General features: G+C 49.9%; 11 protein-coding genes. 1 reads left to right on the forward strand and 10 read right to left on the reverse strand.

All coding sequences use genetic code 11. The annotated features are described in order from the left end of the window. Positions 1-95 precede the first annotated feature (95 nt). The 3 genes from dnaJ to MJZ26_09615 form a co-directional block, all read right to left on the reverse strand. Entirely contained in the window at positions 96-1,241 is a 1,146-nt protein-coding gene (dnaJ, locus tag MJZ26_09605) for a molecular chaperone DnaJ (GenBank protein MCQ2106035.1), read from the reverse strand. Between the two features lie 277 nt (positions 1,242-1,518). After that, positions 1,519-3,420, reverse strand: a complete 1,902-nt coding sequence (dnaK, locus tag MJZ26_09610; GenBank protein MCQ2106036.1) for a molecular chaperone DnaK — start codon at positions 3,418-3,420, stop codon at positions 1,519-1,521. 826 nt (positions 3,421-4,246) lie between these two features. Then, the gene (locus tag MJZ26_09615) at positions 4,247-4,894 is read right to left on the reverse strand and encodes a hypothetical protein (GenBank protein MCQ2106037.1); all 648 of its coding nucleotides are present in this window, start codon (positions 4,892-4,894) and stop codon (positions 4,247-4,249) included. Between the two features lie 22 nt (positions 4,895-4,916). Here MJZ26_09615 and MJZ26_09620 point away from each other — a divergent pair, with 22 nt between their 5' ends. Next, complete coding sequence (locus tag MJZ26_09620) at positions 4,917-5,558, forward strand: hypothetical protein (protein ID MCQ2106038.1); 642 nt, start codon at positions 4,917-4,919, stop codon at positions 5,556-5,558. 215 nt (positions 5,559-5,773) lie between these two features. Here the strand turns inward: MJZ26_09620 and MJZ26_09625 are convergent, their stop codons facing one another. The 7 genes from MJZ26_09625 to MJZ26_09655 form a co-directional block, all read right to left on the reverse strand. Continuing rightward, on the reverse strand, positions 5,774-6,139 hold the full coding sequence (locus tag MJZ26_09625) for a helix-turn-helix domain-containing protein (protein ID MCQ2106039.1): 366 nt from the start codon (positions 6,137-6,139) through the stop codon (positions 5,774-5,776). Positions 6,140-6,782: 643 nt separating this feature from the next. Continuing rightward, positions 6,783-8,882 carry a family 43 glycosylhydrolase gene (locus MJZ26_09630; GenBank protein ID MCQ2106040.1) on the reverse strand — a complete coding sequence of 700 codons (2,100 nt, stop codon included), beginning with the start codon at positions 8,880-8,882 and terminating at the stop codon, positions 6,783-6,785. 151 nt (positions 8,883-9,033) lie between these two features. Beyond that, positions 9,034-11,160 carry a family 43 glycosylhydrolase gene (locus MJZ26_09635; GenBank protein MCQ2106041.1) on the reverse strand — a complete coding sequence of 709 codons (2,127 nt, stop codon included), beginning with the start codon at positions 11,158-11,160 and terminating at the stop codon, positions 9,034-9,036. A 264-nt stretch (positions 11,161-11,424) separates the two neighbouring features. After that, positions 11,425-12,081, reverse strand: coding sequence for a nucleotide exchange factor GrpE (gene grpE, locus MJZ26_09640; protein ID MCQ2106042.1), 657 nt, complete (start codon positions 12,079-12,081; stop codon positions 11,425-11,427). A gap of 818 nt (positions 12,082-12,899) precedes the next feature. Next, positions 12,900-13,616, reverse strand: coding sequence for an NYN domain-containing protein (locus MJZ26_09645; protein ID MCQ2106043.1), 717 nt, complete (start codon positions 13,614-13,616; stop codon positions 12,900-12,902). Next, a complete protein-coding gene (locus MJZ26_09650) occupies positions 13,600-16,014 on the reverse strand; it encodes a hypothetical protein (GenBank protein MCQ2106044.1) in 2,415 nt (804 codons plus the stop codon). The genes MJZ26_09645 and MJZ26_09650 overlap by 17 nt, the downstream gene beginning before the upstream one ends. 147 nt (positions 16,015-16,161) lie before the next feature. Further along, on the reverse strand, positions 16,162-16,737 hold the full coding sequence (locus MJZ26_09655; GenBank protein ID MCQ2106045.1) for a hypothetical protein: 576 nt from the start codon (positions 16,735-16,737) through the stop codon (positions 16,162-16,164). Between the last annotated feature and the right edge of the window lie 125 nt (positions 16,738-16,862).

The raw sequence follows: 16,862 nt of genomic DNA on the forward strand, positions 1-16,862 counted from the left end.
GATTGCCACGCCCTCGCGGGCTCGCAATGACATGCTGGACTGGATCCTTCGACTTCGTTGCTTCGCAACTACGCTCAGGATGACACCTAAAGGTGTCACTTAAACAGGTTCTTCATCTTCTCAAGGAAGGATTCTTCCTGGGCAGTTTCCTTGTCCTTACGGAGTTCGGCCAGCTTCTGGTAGAGTTCCTTTTCTTCCTTGGACAAGTCCTTCGGGATATCTACGCCGATTTCGACGTAAAGGCTACCACGGTCGCCACGCTTATGCAGCGGGTACAGGCCCTGTTCACGGAGGCGCAGGATGCTGCCAGCTTGGGTGCCGGCCGCAATCTTGATCTGCACTTCATCGCCTTCCAGGGTAGGAATGCGCTGGGTGCCGCCAAGAACCAGGCGATGTACGGGAACCTTCACTTCGCAGTGCAGGTCGTCGCCTTCGCGGGTGTAGAAGTCGTCGGGCTTTTCGGTCACAACGGCAAGCAGGTCGCCGCTGGCACCGCCACGAGGGCCGCAGTTGCCTTCGCCACGGAGGTTCAGGTACTGGCCATCGGAAACGCCAGCCGGAATCTTGATGGAGATTTCTTCCGTTTCCTGTACGCGGCCTTCGCCACGGCAGTTGGAGCAGGGCTTTGCGATAGTTTCGCCCATGCCGTTACAAGTGGGGCAGGCGCTTTCAGAAATCATCTGGAAGAAACCGCCTGTTGCGCGGCGTACTCGACCGGTGCCATGGCAAGTGCTACATTCGGTAACGTTCTCGCCGCCCTTGCCGTTACATTCGGTACAGGGTGTATAGCGCTTCAGGCGAACCTTCTTGGTGCAGCCTTCGAAGATTTCCTTGTAGCTCAGGGCCACCTTGATCTGCAAATCGTTTCCGCGGGGAGGGCCTGCCTTACGGCTACGGCCGCGACCGCCGCCGCCAAAACCAAAGCCACCGCCAAAGATGTCACCAAACTGGCTGAAGATGTCTTCGAAGCTTCCGAAACCACCGCCGCCAAATCCGCCACCGCCGAAACCGCCACCAGGTGCGTTAAAGCCAAACTGGTCGTAGTTCTTGCGCTTTTCAGGATTGGACAGCACGTCGTAAGCTTCTGCAGCTTCCTTGAACTTTTCTTCCGCTTCCTTGTCACCCGGGTTCTTGTCCGGATGATACTTGATGGCAAGCTTCTTATAAGCGTGCTTGATTTCGTCAGCACTTGCGTCCTTACCGACGCCTAGAACTTCGTAATAATCTCTTTTATCTGCCATGTTTGCCCTCCCGGGCAATTACTAATTATGAATTACGAATTAAAATTTTTTATTCGCAAGACATTCAAAATCGATTTTGCGACGTATTCAAATATGCAAAAACAAGCAAGGCAAGTGCCGCGACAGAAAATTCATTTTCTGGCATGGCCGAGCCGAAGCCTGTTTTATGCAAAAAGGATTGCCCGAAAAACGGGCGAATCCTAAATGCTTTTGGTAGCGGGGGAGGTTTGCACCAGCGTTCGCTAGCGGAACCACCGGCCGCCAACCGCGTTAATCATTAGTCAACGACTTCAGCGTCGACAACTTCCGGACCGTCGCCCTTCTTTTCGGACTTGGGCTGTTCAGAAGCGCCCGGCTGAGGACCCGGCTGAGCCTGGTTTGCACCGGCAGCCTGAGCCATGGAGGAGATCATGCCCTGGAGCTTGTCCATAGCGGCCTTGATTTCTTCCTTGGTACCGTTATCCTTCTTGTCCTTGATTTCCTGGATAGCAGCTTCCAGCTGAGCCTTAGTGTCGGCAGGCAGCTTGTCGCCGAATTCCTTGATCTGGCCTTCAGCCTGGTATGCCATCTGTTCGGCCTGGTTCTTGATGTCCACCAGTTCGCGCTGTTCCTTATCCTTGGCAGCGTTGGCTTCGGCATCCTTAACCATCTTGTTGATTTCGTCTTCGGAGAGGCCACTGGAGGAAGTAATCTTGATGGACTGTTCCTTACCGGTTTCCTTATCCTTAGCGGAAACGTGTACGATACCGTTGGCGTCGATGTCGAAGGTCACTTCGATCTGAGGAACGCCGCGGGGCTTCTTCGGAAGGTCGGTGAGGTCGAACTTACCGAGGGTACGGTTGTCGCGAGCAAATTCACGTTCACCCTGGAGAACATGGATGGTCACTGCCGGCTGGTTGTCTTCGGCGGTAGAGAACACCTGGCTCTTCTTGGTGGGGATGGTGGTGTTACGGTCGATGAGCTTGGTCATGACGCCACCGAGAGTTTCGATACCCAGAGAAAGCGGGGTCACGTCGAGGAGCAAAACGTCCTTCACAGCGGAGTCGCCGCTAAGAACTGCGCCCTGAACTGCAGCACCGATTGCCACAACTTCGTCGGGGTTCACAGTCTTGTTGGGTTCCTTACCGAAGTACTTCTTAACAGCTTCCTGAACGGCCGGAATACGGGTAGAACCACCAACCAGGATCACTTCATCGATTTCAGACAGGGACAGGCCAGAGTCTGCGAGAGCCTTGCGGCAGGGTTCCATGGAACGTTCCACCAGGTGAGCGGTCAGCTGGTCGAACTTTGCACGGCTGAGGGTCAGGTCCAAGTGCTTCGGGCCAGTTGCGTCAGCGGTGATGAAGGGGAGGTTGATGTTGGTAGAAGTGGTAGCAGAAAGGTCAATCTTTGCCTTTTCAGCAGCGTCCTTCAAACGCTGGAGAGCCATCTTGTCCTTCTTCAGGTCGATGGAGGGATTTTCCTTCTTGAATTCGTCGTTGATCCAGTCGATGATGACTTCGTCGAAGTTGTCACCGCCCAGCATGGTGTCGCCGTTGGTGGACTTCACGGAGAACATACCGTCGTCGATTTCCAGGATGGAGATATCGAAGGTACCACCACCCAGGTCATAAACGGCAACCTTTTCGCTCTTCTTGGAGTCAAGGCCGTAGGCGAGTGCAGCAGCGGTCGGTTCGTTCACGATACGGAGAACTTCAAGGCCAGCGATCTTACCAGCGTCCTTGGTAGCCTGACGCTGAGCGTCGTTGAAGTATGCCGGAACGGTAATCACAGCCTGGGAAACGGTTTCGCCCAGGTAGTCTTCTGCAATCTTCTTCATGGTCTGAAGAACTGCAGCGGAAATTTCAGGAGGAGCGAACTGCTTGTCGTCAATCTGCACGCGGATCGGATCGGAACCGGTACCAACGAGCTTGTACGGCATGTTCTTTTCCACAGCGGAGCATTCGCCAGCGGAGCGGCCCATGAAGCGCTTAATGGAGTAAATGGTCTTTTCGGGGTTGGTAATTGCCTGACGCTTTGCAACATGGCCCACCAGACGTTCGCCGGTCTTGCCGAATGCGACGATAGACGGAGTAGTGCGGAAACCTTCTGCGTTTGCGATCACTACGGGCTTGCCACCTTCCATAACGGAAACGCAGCTGTTGGTTGTACCAAGGTCGATACCGATAATCTTGCTCATTTTTGAGTCTCCTATTTTTTAATTCTTGCCGCCCGCGAATCAATCTGAACGGGGCGATTTTTACGCCCATACATAAGCAAAACCCGTGCCAAATGCTAATAACTGGCAAAAAACGGCCATTTTGTTTCGTTCTGAAACAAGAAAAAGCCCTAAATCGGGGGAAAAAAGGCGCGTTTCATATTAAAACACCCTGTAAAAGGGGTGGGGGAGGCACCCCCCTGCCTTCAGCCTTGCCCCTCTTGCGTCACTCAAGAGCGTTTCCTTTTACGTCATCCTGGAGCGTAGCGACGGGATCCATACATTTCATACGGTCGTTTGACAGGGGCAAGTCTTCCGTCACCCCCTCTGCGGGCGCTCGCCGCCCCGCAACGCCCCGGCTCCTCATAAAAATAATGCTGGGGGAGAGTCCAATCTTGTTTGAAGACCATTTATTTGCGACATTTTTCCATTCAGTAAATGTGGGTATTCGCCATCCATTTGGACATATTCCTTGCATATTTAGAGAATCTTTACAATCTCGTTTAGGTTTAAATGCTGAATAAAAGAATTCGTGCATTCTCGCAAAGAAATCCATCTAGTTTTATTCGTCCTTGAACGAAATTTTTTTATAATCAGTTCCCATGGAATGTTGTTTATTGATGAATTTGCATAAACAAGGATGCCTATTGACGATGTTTTGGATAATCTAAAAAGTTTATTTGCAGAATTATAAACTTTCCCTCGACCAAGAGAATTTGTCAATGTTGCAGCGCTATCTGCAGCCATGGCAACGCCATTTTTATTCATTATAAGAACTTCCGCCGTCATAACAACCTTTTTTATTTTCTTAATCCTTTATGCAGCGAACAGAAACTGCTTCAGTCTTGTCGTTTCCGTTTATTATTTGCGCTTTTCGTTCACATCCAGTTAATGATGCAGGTCCTTTAATTTCAAGAACAGAATATTTAGATTTACTGTATTCATCACTTAACATTATATCGGCTGCTACATGCAAAAGATTAAATTCTCTGCCAGAGGCCGAATAATATCCTGATGGCAATGCAGAAAAACCATATGCATCGGTCCCATTGCACCCACTTTGCCAATTTTTAGAAGACATCAGATTCTTATTTTCTCCGGTGTTTTTTAATAAGATTTCGATTTCGGTACGAGTAGGGATGTGCCATTTTTCTGGGCAAATGCCTTGAATTGGAGAACTTGGTGAACAGGTAACCCCATATCCGCAGCCCGTTGTTAGAGAATCCAGTGCTGCACCCCAAAAATATAATCTTCCATATTTTTTACAAGTGTCCGGATCATGATGGCAAACACTTCTATTTAAATAAGCCAAACTATCGCATTCAAAATCCAGATTTTCAGCCATCCATTCCTGATTACCTATTTTCACAGTTTTGTATGTTTTTCCATTACGCTCATCAAACAATGAACCATATTCACAGGTGTCTTCCTTTGCTGTTTTGCATTTTTTTGCCATAATTGAACTGGAGGATTCTATTATGCCGCTTGAGGACTCCGCAGAACTGGACGACCCAGCCTTGCCGCTCGATGACTCCACTACAGATGACGAAGACGGCTCCTCGCTAGACGAACTTTCAACCGACGAAGAGGATTCTGCCACGCTAGAAGAACTCTTTTCCGACGAAGACGACTCTGCGACAACATCCGAAGAACTGCTGCCAGCCGCCCCCTCGCTCGATGACGACTTTTCGCTCTTACCGCTACTGCTGGACTCAACTTTTCCGGAACTAGACGAGGATTTTCCGTCGCTGGAGGAACTGCCGCCGATCGCCTTCTCGCTCGACGAAGACTCGTTCGGCTCCGCTGACTGCGGAGCCTGTCCTGAACTAGTCGAAGGACTCTCAGTGACACTTGATGATGAACTGTTGCCAGGAATCACGTCGTCGCTGGAGGAGGAGAGGGTAACCTCGCCATCCGCAGGCCCCGCCGGGGAATCGCTCGATGCATCGTCCCCGCAAGCATTGCCAAGCAACGCCGCCACCACAACCATACTCCCCAGAACAAACTTCTTCAGCATAAATAACCTCGCCCCTAAATATAACCAAAACCCCGCCCCCAAAAACAACCACCCCGTGACCAAACACACTGAAAACGCCCGATTTTGTCATAATCTGACATAGCAATTGAATTATATTTACTCGCAGACAATTGTCTATGGAGTTTTCATGGCATACGACAAGCAGGAACGTATGTCCGCTCTCGAGGAATCGGATGAAGTCTTTTACGCCAAGATGCAAAAGGGCTTAGACGACATGCGCAAGAGCTGATGCCGAAAAATTCATCAAGGGATTGATGATCTCATAGCAAAAATCCTCCGTGGGGGAGGCGTCCCCCTTTACTTGCTAAAGTCAAAGAATGCTGCGGGATCCGTTCCGAAGATTTCGCCAAGCTTTACCGCCATCTTGCGGGATACCGCCCTACGTCCGTTTTCCATGGCGCAGAGGTTCTGGACCTGAATTCCGAGTTTTTCCGCAAGGGTGACCTGCGACCAGTTGCGCAAATCGCGGTTCGCGACAATCATTTCGCCGGGAGTGGAATCCAGATTCTTGAACCAGTCGGATTCCTCGAAGGGAATCGAATCCTCATTTTTGCAGACCGCCACATTTTCGGGCTTGTAGGTATCCTTCAAGAACCTGACAAGCGGAGCAGGGATGTGCTTCGCACGAATTTCAATACGGGGCTTTTTCACGACTGCCAACATAGTATACCTCAATATTTATCGACCCATTTTCGCATGTCCAGCAAGCAACCCAATTCAGGGCGATGTGACAATGATACCTGTTATCGCCAAGTTTTGAGTAATGCCAGAAAAGTGGTTGTATAGGTCCAGAGACCTTTAGCGACTGCAGTAGAGCCTTCAGCTTGTTCTGCACCGCTCTAGGCATTGTTTTCGCCGAACGATCCGCCTTTTTGGTTATGGTTACATTGTACATATTAGAATATAATCGATTTTTGATTATTCGTCAATAGGGTTTAACATTAACAAACAAAAAAAAGCCGGCTTTTGATATAAAACTCCCAGAGTACTCTGGGGATATAACAAAAGTCGGCTTTTCTAGTCGAACGTGGCTTGTAGACGGAATTCCGCTACCAGTGCTTGTCAAGTTTTAATATACAAAAAAAACTAGGACGCGAAAAGTATCGCCAGCAGGGCCATCCACTCGCGGCGAGATAAAACGCCCTCTACTTCATACAGGTTCTTTCCGCAATATTCCTTCAGTTTAGCCATGATATCCTCTTTTTGGGGACTTCCATTTGAATATAATAAAAACCCCGGCCTTCTTTACGAGAGGTCGGGGTTTTAAATGAGGGGAAGTTCCGCGCGGTTTAAGATTCGCGCAAGCTTATTCCCCGACTTGCAGTTTCAGGGTCTTTCCGGCGGGGTTGCGGACGACGTAGACGCCGCTCCCGAAGCCGGCGGTCTTGAGTCCGGCCTTGAGGTCTGCGGAGGAGGTTGCACCATCCAGGCGAACCTTGCCCAGCTGATGGCCCGTCAGGTCAAAGACCTTGTATTCGTCTGCAGCTTTTACGAAGAAACCTGCAAAATTGGACTTTATAGCCGTCTCCGCATAGTCTTCTGGAGTTTCGGAAGATTCGTTACGAATTTCTTCGGCAGACTTGTCGCTTGCCCCAAAGGCGATCCAGTCCAGGTTCACGTAGTCGGTGGTCATCAGAACCCTGAGCACGTGTTCACCCTTGGCCAGTTCCTTGGTGGTCTTACCCTTGAAAGTGTCGTATTTGTCGAAATCGCCGGTTCCCTTCAATTCCAGTTCATCGGTAATAGCCTCGCCATCCATAAAGAGCTGGATGCCAGCTTTTTCCATGCCGGTAGCGTAGGAAAGTTCGTAGGGGAGGGCACCTGCGGCGTCCACATTCACAGTATATTCAAGCCATTCGCCCTTCTGAGTGTAGCCAATGGCATAACCAGTACCTGCGGCAACAACGTCAACGCGGTCTTCACGGTATTCGCCACCCTGATTCTTGGTATCCATGTCGTAATAGGCCTTACCTGCGCCGCCCACATCGTAGTTTTCAAATTCAATGAAGTTCTTCTTGCCTTCAACCTTGGCTCCGATAACCGGCAGTTCGCACTTGGCTTCTGGATCCTTCAGCAAAGCCTCGCAGAAGGGGCCCTGAGGAACAGCGGTCTTGCTGTCTTCAAATTCCCAGTAGTCGGCTTCGAAATCACCAGAGAACATGAAGAATACGTCGTGCTTGCCAACGGCACCGTCAACCGGAACGGTCACCAGGCCATCCTTGGTAAATTCAGCCTTTGCAACTACGGGACCATCCACCTTGTCAAGGCGAACTGTAATGGAGGAAGCCTTCTTTACATTCAGCACAGAAGCAGAGAAGGATTCTGCGCCGGCGTCACCGAATTCCACGCCGCTAATCTTGGTATAGTCGCCGTCTCCAATGCTAGTCAGCACCACATTGCCGGCCTGTCCGTAATTACGGCTCTTGACGCCCTGGCTCCAGGACATAGTGCCAGCTTCTACACGCTGATACGGATTGAAATCTTCCACCTGGGCAATGCCGTTTTCTGGCCAGAAGTCGATTTTTTGGATGGTGCCATCGGCGTTATACTTCATTTCGGCCACAGAAACAGAACGACGTTCCGCATGCTGATAAGCCTGGCCGATGCTAGCCTGATATTCTGCCCAAAGCAGGTAATTCAAGCCAAATACGTAAGATTTACCCTTATAATCAATTATACCCGGATGATTTCCGCGGCTCTTGGGAGAATGGGGCATAATGTCGCCCTTGTAAGTCCAGGGGCCAGTAATCTTGTCGCTCATGGCATAGCCAATACCCTCGGAGCAGCAAGTGGATGCAAAGGACATATAGTAATAGTCGCCATGCTTATAGACCCAGGGACCTTCCTGGTAATCCTTGATCTTGGGATAGGTAACAATAGAACCTTCGGTATGGATCATGTCCTCTTTCAGCTTGATCATGTACAGTTCCGGGTTGCCCCAGTACATATAGGCCTGGCCGTCGTCATCAATCCAGACGGTAGGGTCGATATCGTTCCAATGTTCGCGCTGCCAAACCAGCTGGCCGTTCAAAGGATCCTTGAAAGGTCCATAGGGGCTGTCGGAAACCAGGACGGAAATGCCATGACCATGAATGGGGCAGTACATGTACCATTTGCCGTTACGTTCGATGACCTGTTCGGCCCAGGCACCGTTATTGGACTTATACCATTTAAAGTCGTCCAGGGAGGCTACAGAACCGCGGTCGGTCCAGTTAACCATATCCGTAGAAGTATATAGCAACCAGTCGTACATCATAAAGCCGTCGGCGTTATCGTCGTCGTGGGTCGTATATAGATAGACCGTGTCGCCATGCACGTAGGGAGCCGGATCCGCCGTATATTTGGTTGTTAGAATGGGATGCTGGGCAAAGGCCGCACCAGCCAAAGCCAATACAGAAGAAACCATTAAGAGTCTACCAAACATCTTAATCTCCAGATTAATAAAACACCGGAAATAAAGATACCCACTATGGAGAAAAAAAGACCTGTCTGCACAAATAAGATTATGGATAGTTTATCCATAACCTATTGATGACGGCGGGGCATCTTTTTTTCATCTAGAAGTTGATTCTAACGGCCTTTCCTACGGAATTTCGGATGAGGTAGGCCCCGTTACGGTAGCCGGCGTTCTTGAGGCCTGCCCTGAGGTCTGCGGATGAGGTTGCTCCATCCAGGCGAACCTTGCCCAACTGATGGCCCATCAGGTCAAACACCTTGTATTCGCCAGAAATTCCTGCGTCGAAGACCGGAACCATGGAAATCACCGTGGTAGAATCAGAGGATTCATTACCATCATTCTTTTCTGGATTGGAGGTTTCGTTACGGATTTCTTCGGCAGGCTTGTCGCTTGCACCAAAGGCGATCCAGTCCAGGTTCACGTAGTCGGTGGTCATCATGACCTTCAGCACATGCTCGCCCTTGGCCAGTTCCTTGGAGGTCTTGCCCTTGAAAGTGTCGTATTTGTCGAAATCGCCGGTTCCCTTCAGTTCCAGTTCGTCGGTAATGGCCTCGCCATCCATAAAGAGCTGTATGCCGGCTTTTTCCATGCCGGTAGCATAGGAAAGTTCGTAGGGGAGGGTACCACCAGCTTCCACGTTCACGGTATATTCCAGCCATTCGCCCTTCTGGGTGTAGCCAATGGCATATCCGGTACCTGCGGCAACAATATCGACGCGGTCTTCGCGATATTCGCCACCCTGGTTCTTGGAATCCATGTCGTAGTAGGCCTTGCCTGCGCCGCCTACGTCGTAGTTCTCAAATTCAATGAAGTTTTTCTTGCCTTCCACTGTTGCACCGATAACCGGAAGTTCGCACTTGGCTTCGGGATCCTTCAGCATAGCTTCGCAGAAGGGGCCCTGGGGAACAGCGGTCTTGCTGTCTTCAAATTCCCAGTAGTCGGCTTCAAAATCACCAGAGAACATAAAGAATACGTCGTGTTTGCCAACGGCACCGTCAACCGGAACGGTCACCAGGCCATCCTTGGTAAATTCAGCCTTTGCAACTACGGGGCCATCCACCTTGTCAAGGCGAACGGTAACGGAGGAAGCCTTCTTTACCGTCAAGACAGATGCGGAGAAGGATTCTGCGCCGGCGTCGCCGAATTCCACGCCGCTGATCTTGGTGTACTTGCCATCGGTAAGATTGGTGATAACCGTATTGCCTGCGGCACCGCTCTTACGGACCTTCACTTCTTCGCCCCAGGACATGGTCTCAGCCTCTACACGCTTGTAGGGATTGAAATCTTCCAGCTGGGCCACGCCATTATCCGGCCACCAGTCAATCTTCTGGATAGTTCCGTCGGCATTATACTTCATTTCGGCAACGCCAACAGAACGACGTTCCTTATGCTGGAATTTCAGGCCCATTTTATCGGATTTCTGGTGCCAAAGTTGATAATGATGTCCGAAAACGTAGGATTTCCCCTTGTAATCCACAATTCCCGGGTGGTTACCGTTACTGCGGGAGGAATGAGGCATGATGTCGCCCTTGTAGGTCCAGGGGCCTGTGGGGGAGTCGCTCATGGCGTAACCGATACCTTCCGCACAGCAGGTGGATGCAAAAGCCATGTAGTAATGGCTGTCGTGCTTGTAGAACCAAGGGCCTTCCTGGTAATCCTTGACCTTGGGGTGAGTAACGATATTGCCGGAAGTGCTGATCATGTCTTCGTTAAGCTTGATCATGTACAAATCCGGATTGCCCCAGTACATGTAGGCCTGGCCGTCATCATCCACCCATACGGTGGGGTCGATGTCATTCCAATGCTCCCGCTGCCAAACCAAGGCCTTGTTCAGAGGTTCCTTGAAGGGGCCGTAGGGATTATCTGCCACCAGGACAGAAATTCCGTTACCATGAATGGGGACGTACATGTACCATTTGTTATTGCGGAATACAACCTGCTCAGCCCAAGCGCCATTGGTCTTGGTACTCCACTTGATATCGTTCAGGGAGGCCACAGCCCCGTGGCTAGTCCAGTTGACCATGTCCGTGGAAGTATGCAACAGCCAATCGTACATCACGAACCCTTCGGCGTTATCTTCGTCGTGGGTCGTGTAAAGGTAGAGCGTGTCCCCATGCACCATGGGAGCCGGGTCCGCCGTGTAGTTGGTTGTGATTATCGGCTGCTGTGCAAAGACAGAACCTGCCAAAGCCAATAGGGAAGTTACGGATAAGAGTTTCCCAAACATCTTAATCTCCTGATTGTTATACACCGAAGATAAAGATACCCTGTAAAACAGGGCAAAATAACCCTGCTTTTGCAAACAACTTTGCAACTTCTACAATAACTTTTTGTTTACGAATCCAGATTTGTACGAAAAAAGCCGCCTTATACTTTCGTATAAAACGGCCAAAATTCAATAGGGGAGTGATGTTCGCGAAATGCTTGAACCGCGGTGGCAAATCAGTCGCTAAACATCAGGACCGCCGCGGTGGCAAATCAGTCGCGAAAACTACTTGCCGGAAGAAACGATAACCTTTGCGGGCTTAAGAATCTTGTTCTTGAGCTTGTAGCCCTTCATGAACACGGTTACCACGTGATTTTCGGGAACGGTGTCGCTGGGCTGCTGCATCAGGGCTTCGTGGCAGTTGGGGTCGAATTCCTGACCGGTGGGATCCAGCTGTTCAAGACCAGCGTCGGTGAGGACCTTGGCAAACTGGTCGTGGATCATCTGCATGCCCTTTTCGAAGGTTTCAAGGTCCTTGGCCTTGTTTTCGGAGGCAAAGGCACGTTCAAAATTGTCCAGGACTTCGGAAAGCTTTTCCAGGAGCTTGCCGTTGGCGGTTTCGATGATTTCAAGCTGTTCGCGGGCGCTACGACGGCGGAAGTTGTCGAATTCAGCCATGAGACGCAGGTTGCGATCGTTGGCGGCAGCCAGTTCAGCCTTCAGCACGTCTTCGGCAGATTCGGTGGATTCCGGGGCAGGTTCGGCCGGAGCTTCAGCAGCGTCGGCTGCAGGGGAAGATTCGCCAGAAGCGTTCTGGGCAGAATTGTCGCCAGCGGCCTGGGCCTTTTCAGCCTCAGCAGCCTGCTTCATGATATTTTCAAGGTCCTGTTCAAACTTTGCGCGTTCTTCGGCGGTAGGTTCCTGCAAATTTTCGTCAGCCATTATCAATTTCCTTGTGTAAATACGGGAATGCATCCCAATTCAATTAAAATTCGTCCAATCTTTATGCAAAATACGTGCCAAGGCCAAATATAGGAATTTTGGCTGAAAATCGTTTCATTTTGAAAAATTATGGGCTACACGGAGATTTTTGAAGGAATTTGAGGCCATTTTTGCATTTTGCAAACACCTGTTGTCAATCTGGATCATTTTGCAAACAGTTGTTGTCTTTGTGAGCCATAGAGAATGTTCCAAGGTTTGAAGGATTCTAAATTGTGCCCGCCGGTGGATGCCGGCAAGTTGCTACATAACCGATAGCATCTTTCAGTTAAAAAGAGAATCCCACCGGACGCGGAGGGATTCTTTTTTATATGGAAAGAATTTAAGAGAATATTTAGTTTACATAACCCGCATTATCGGCAACACGTATTCAGGAGCAGGGGTTGTCTCCGTGCAAGCCACATGTCCAACCATGCGAAGAACTTGTCCAACGAGACGGACGATTCGAAGGATCAGACAGAGCCTTAAAAGATTCTAACAGATTCTCCAAGGACCTCCCAGAGATTCCCGCAGATATCCCGCAGAGTTCTCCTGGGTGTATTAGACCTAGTGCCTTGTAATTGCCGTTTTTTGCTCCGTTTTAGGCAATTTTAATATTGAGGCTGGACGTTCCGCTTGTTTTTCTCGGATCTCCCGCTGACCTTCTTCTAGCCTCTTTCTGGCTCGATTTGGCCGCCTCCATACCGCACGCCTGCTCCTTCTTCGGCGTGGACAGGTCCTTGCAACGCCCTGGACAAACCGGGTGTAAGCAAATAGGGGAGCTACTTTTTCTTAATTTTAAAGACAGGCTGTTCCTTGCTGTTCTTGCCTTCCTCAAAGTATTCGGTGGCGCGGATCAGCTTGGGCCATGTTGCATAGCCGAAATTCTTGGGTGAATGAGTAATCTGCCTGGAGACTCGCTGGGCGACCGTTGCGGCAGATGCCCAGCCGTTATCGTCCTGGCACTCCATGATAGCCTTGCGGATGGCGTTCATGAGGCGGGTATCGCAGCGGAGCTTGTTCTTGTCGTAGCGTTCCACGGTCACGGCAGGATCATCTACGGAATCCATGTCCTTGAACTTGTCGGTGAACACGAACAGATTGCAAGCGTAAATGAATGCGGACGGAGTCTTTTCCTCGCCGAAGCCAATAACAGTCTTGCCCTTGGCACGGAGCTTCATGGCCAACGGCGTGAAGTCGGAATCGCTGCTGACGATGGCGAATACGTCGATGCTTTCTGTATAGAGCATATCCATGACGTCGATGGTCATGGCCAGGTCTGTAGCGTTCTTGCCCTTGGTATAAGGGAACTGCTGGACGGGCATAATGGCAAAGGGATGAAGCACCGTCTTCCAAGTGCTATTGGTTTCCCAGTTGCCGTAAGCACGACGGATGCTTGTCTCGCCGTACTTGGAAAGTTCTTCCATAATGCCGTCTATAGCCTCGGCACTGGCGTTATCGCAGTCAATAATCAACGCAATCTTATTTTCGGTTTCCATGTTCCTTAATATAGAAAGAAAGTTCCTTGACGATTTGCTTCTCAGTCTCTCCGTCGTTGGGGAGGCGCAGACGCAAGATAAATTCACGGACAACGCCGCGGACAAACTGATCCTCGGGGATGTCGTCCTCCCCTGCCTGCTGCAGTTCAGAATAATTCTCGTACTCTATGGCAGCCGCCGGAGATTCCATGACTACTTCATAGGATTCACGAAAAAATTCCTGAAGATCCAGGGATTCCAGCGGAACATCCTTTTCTTCATAGAAATTCACAACATCCTCGGCCAAGCCTTCGAAAGTCTGGTTAAGAAAATCCTCCTCGGAATCGCATATTTCGCCGTCGTAGTAATAGATGACTTGTTTTTCAGAGCCATCCTCATAGAATTGAGTGCATCGTCCGTTGGGCTTGTCCCTATAGTTATAGCTGAGCTGCTTCAAGGAACCGTCATCGTAAAACGCCCTGGCCACGCTGTTCTTGTAGACGAATTCCTCATAGACATTTCCATCCTCGTCATAGACTGTGTACTTGCCATCAACTGGCATGCCGTCCCTGTAGTCCACAATAGACTGAATCCTGCCATTGCTGTAGAAAACCTTTTCCTGACCATTTGGGAGCATTCCGTTCATGTCGATTTCCCTGAAAATTTCACCACCTTCGAAATATTCATAGCAGTGGGAACCGCAGTTGTCACCATCAATGTACATGGTTGTGCACATCAACTTGCCATCATCGTAGTATTCCTTTTCGTAGCCCTGTTTTTTATCGTTCTCGTAGGGAGTTTCCTTATCCAGAACTCCATCTTCGGTAAAATGCCTTTGGACACCCTCAATGGATCCGTCGTGATAAGGAGTCTCCCACTGCATGGTTCCAGACTCATAATAGAATCGTTCGATGCCATCTAGACGGTCATCCTTGTAGAAGCCTTCATATTGCAAGGCTCCGCTCTCAAAGAAAGTCCTGTGCTCCCCTTCCCTACGGCCATTTCTGTAACTTTCAACAATCCTTCTGTTTCCGTTTTCGAAGAATTTCCTGGCTCTTCCCCAGACATTGCCGTTCCGGTAGTAGCAATCCGCGGCAACATTCCCATTGGGGAAATATTGCTTGTAAACACCCTCCAGGCGGCCGTTCTCATAGGAGCATTCCTCCTTCAGAGTGCCATCTTCGTAAAAGCACTTGTATTCGCCATCCATCTCGCCAAGCTTGTAGAAGCACTCCATGGCAAGCAGGCCGTTTTCGTGATACATCTTGTAGAACCCGGCCAGGCAACCATTGAACAAGCTGAAAGACTTTTGCAGGTTTCCATTTTCCCCATAGACCTTGCACACACCGTTTTCCCAGTGTTCCACAAAATCTTCCGAGCCATCATCCTTGTAGAACGTAACATCGCCATCCTCCACAATACCATGGCTATAAGGATGGATTACCAAAAGCTGACCATTGGGACGGAATACCTTTTCGTCTCCGGTCAAGGCTCCGTTCTCGTAATGACATTCCAGGAGCACCGTGCCATCTTCGGCATAGGTGTGTTCTGGACCATGAATGGCTCCATCCTTAAAATAGCGGCGGCGTTTCAGGACCCCGGATTCGAAGTATTCACTCTGCTCCCCTTCCCTATGGCCATTCTTGAACCAGGAATCCCAATTCAGGGCTCCACTCTTGTAGTACTCTTTTTCAAAACCATCGGGCTCCCCCATGGACCATTGCTTTTCGATATAGAGATTGCCGTTGTCGTGATAGATCTTTTCGACACCGTCCTTCTCGTTGTTTTTGAAATTGCACTCGTAGACGATAGTCCCGTTGATATCGAAACGCTGGCGAATGCCCTCGATTTTATCGTTGACATAGGGCGTTATGAGCATGACGGCGCCGTTCTCGTGGTACATGTGTTCCACACCGTCGCGCATGCCAAGCTTGCAGGGAGTCTTTTGACGGATTTTTCCGTTTTCGTAATAAGACACGAACAAACCCTCACGGAGACCGTTGACATAATCGCATGCAAGTTCAAGATTCCCGTTGGAGAAAAACTTGCGGAACGGACCATCGTAATGGCCGTTGAACATCCCGAATTCCGCCAGGAGAACTCCTCTGGAGCTAATGACACGGCAGCGACCGTCGGACCAGTATTCCGTGGCGAAAAGGTTGCCTTCATCATCCAGCTTTGAATAGCAGCCGTCCACAATGCGCCCCCTGGAATAGACACGCTTGTGTACAGTCTTTCCGAACTTGCTGTAGATTTCCTCCAGGCCGTCCATCAGGTCGTTCTTGTAGGAAACACGGCGATCCATAGTCCCGTCTTCATTGTAGAAAACAGCGGTTCCGTTGCGTTTACCGTCCTTGAGCGGACATTCCATGCTAACAGCTCCGCTTTCGTAATAGTGCTTTTCGTTCGTCTGATCCATGCGACACCTCCCCTGGGCTTAACGTAACCATAATATAGACTCATCTATACGACAGAAAATGACAATTCAGTAATCATTTCCCGTTTTCAATTACGAAATAATTTAGGTTATGTCGATAATAAATTTGTAGCCTGGCAGGCGACAATTTTATGCGCTAAAGAAAAACACGGCAAACAGGGGAAGAACAAAGATCCAAACACCCTTGGCGTAAAGTTTCAAATCGGCGCTGCTCATGGTACTGTGGTTTACAAGGCATACAATGAGGTAGCCGAGAACCCCATATTCCCAGGGGGCATGGGGATTATCCAGCATATAGCGAAACAGGACATATACAAGGCAGAGCCCGGTCACCGTAGGAGCGCATGCAATAAGGGTGTGCTGAATCGCCTTCAGAAACCAAGGGCCCCTTGCCACATAGGCCACATGTCCCAAACTTTCTTGGTGGGTTTCCATCAAGACAATTTCTTCGACCTTGGCTCCGGTAACAACGGCAAGCAACGCGTGGGAAAGTTCGTGAACAATCACTCCGGGAAGAGTCCCGAAGTTTGCAAGTCCATAAGCCAACTTGGGGCTTAAACGGCTCACCAGGATTATTTGCAGTCGCTGCAATCCATCTAGCAGAAGCCCTACAATCACAGGTGCAAGCAACACGGCAACGACCAATATACCGCTGACCGCAGCAACGGCTTCTCTGCCATTGCCCCAGCCAAACCAGTTTACCACCTCGCCTATCGCTGGCACGTGTAACAACAAAACCTCCGCGATTTCCGACAAATATAATTACTACATTTATGCCGATGAAACCTCGATTCCTGCTTTTACCTTTTATCGCCATTGTGTCTGTAGTG

The sequence above is a fragment of the Fibrobacter sp. genome (assembly GCA_024398965.1).
Lineage (GTDB): Bacteria > Fibrobacterota > Fibrobacteria > Fibrobacterales > Fibrobacteraceae > Fibrobacter.

What these genes read in the sequence shown, in the direction of transcription:
- grpE (MCQ2106042.1), bottom strand. Translation starts at nt 12,081, where the DNA reads ATGGCTGACGAAAATTTGCAGGAACCTACCGCCGAAGAACGCGCAAAG.
- MJZ26_09615 (MCQ2106037.1), bottom strand. Translation starts at nt 4,894, where the DNA reads ATGGCAAAAAAATGCAAAACAGCAAAGGAAGACACCTGTGAATATGGT.
- MJZ26_09635 (MCQ2106041.1), bottom strand. Translation starts at nt 11,160, where the DNA reads ATGTTTGGGAAACTCTTATCCGTAACTTCCCTATTGGCTTTGGCAGGT.
- MJZ26_09625 (MCQ2106039.1), bottom strand. Translation starts at nt 6,139, where the DNA reads ATGTTGGCAGTCGTGAAAAAGCCCCGTATTGAAATTCGTGCGAAGCAC.
- MJZ26_09630 (MCQ2106040.1), bottom strand. Translation starts at nt 8,882, where the DNA reads ATGGTTTCTTCTGTATTGGCTTTGGCTGGTGCGGCCTTTGCCCAGCAT.
- MJZ26_09650 (MCQ2106044.1), bottom strand. Translation starts at nt 16,014, where the DNA reads ATGGATCAGACGAACGAAAAGCACTATTACGAAAGCGGAGCTGTTAGC.
- dnaJ (MCQ2106035.1), bottom strand. Translation starts at nt 1,241, where the DNA reads ATGGCAGATAAAAGAGATTATTACGAAGTTCTAGGCGTCGGTAAGGAC.
- MJZ26_09620 (MCQ2106038.1), top strand. Translation starts at nt 4,917, where the DNA reads ATGCCGCTTGAGGACTCCGCAGAACTGGACGACCCAGCCTTGCCGCTC.
- dnaK (MCQ2106036.1), bottom strand. Translation starts at nt 3,420, where the DNA reads ATGAGCAAGATTATCGGTATCGACCTTGGTACAACCAACAGCTGCGTT.
- MJZ26_09645 (MCQ2106043.1), bottom strand. Translation starts at nt 13,616, where the DNA reads ATGGAAACCGAAAATAAGATTGCGTTGATTATTGACTGCGATAACGCC.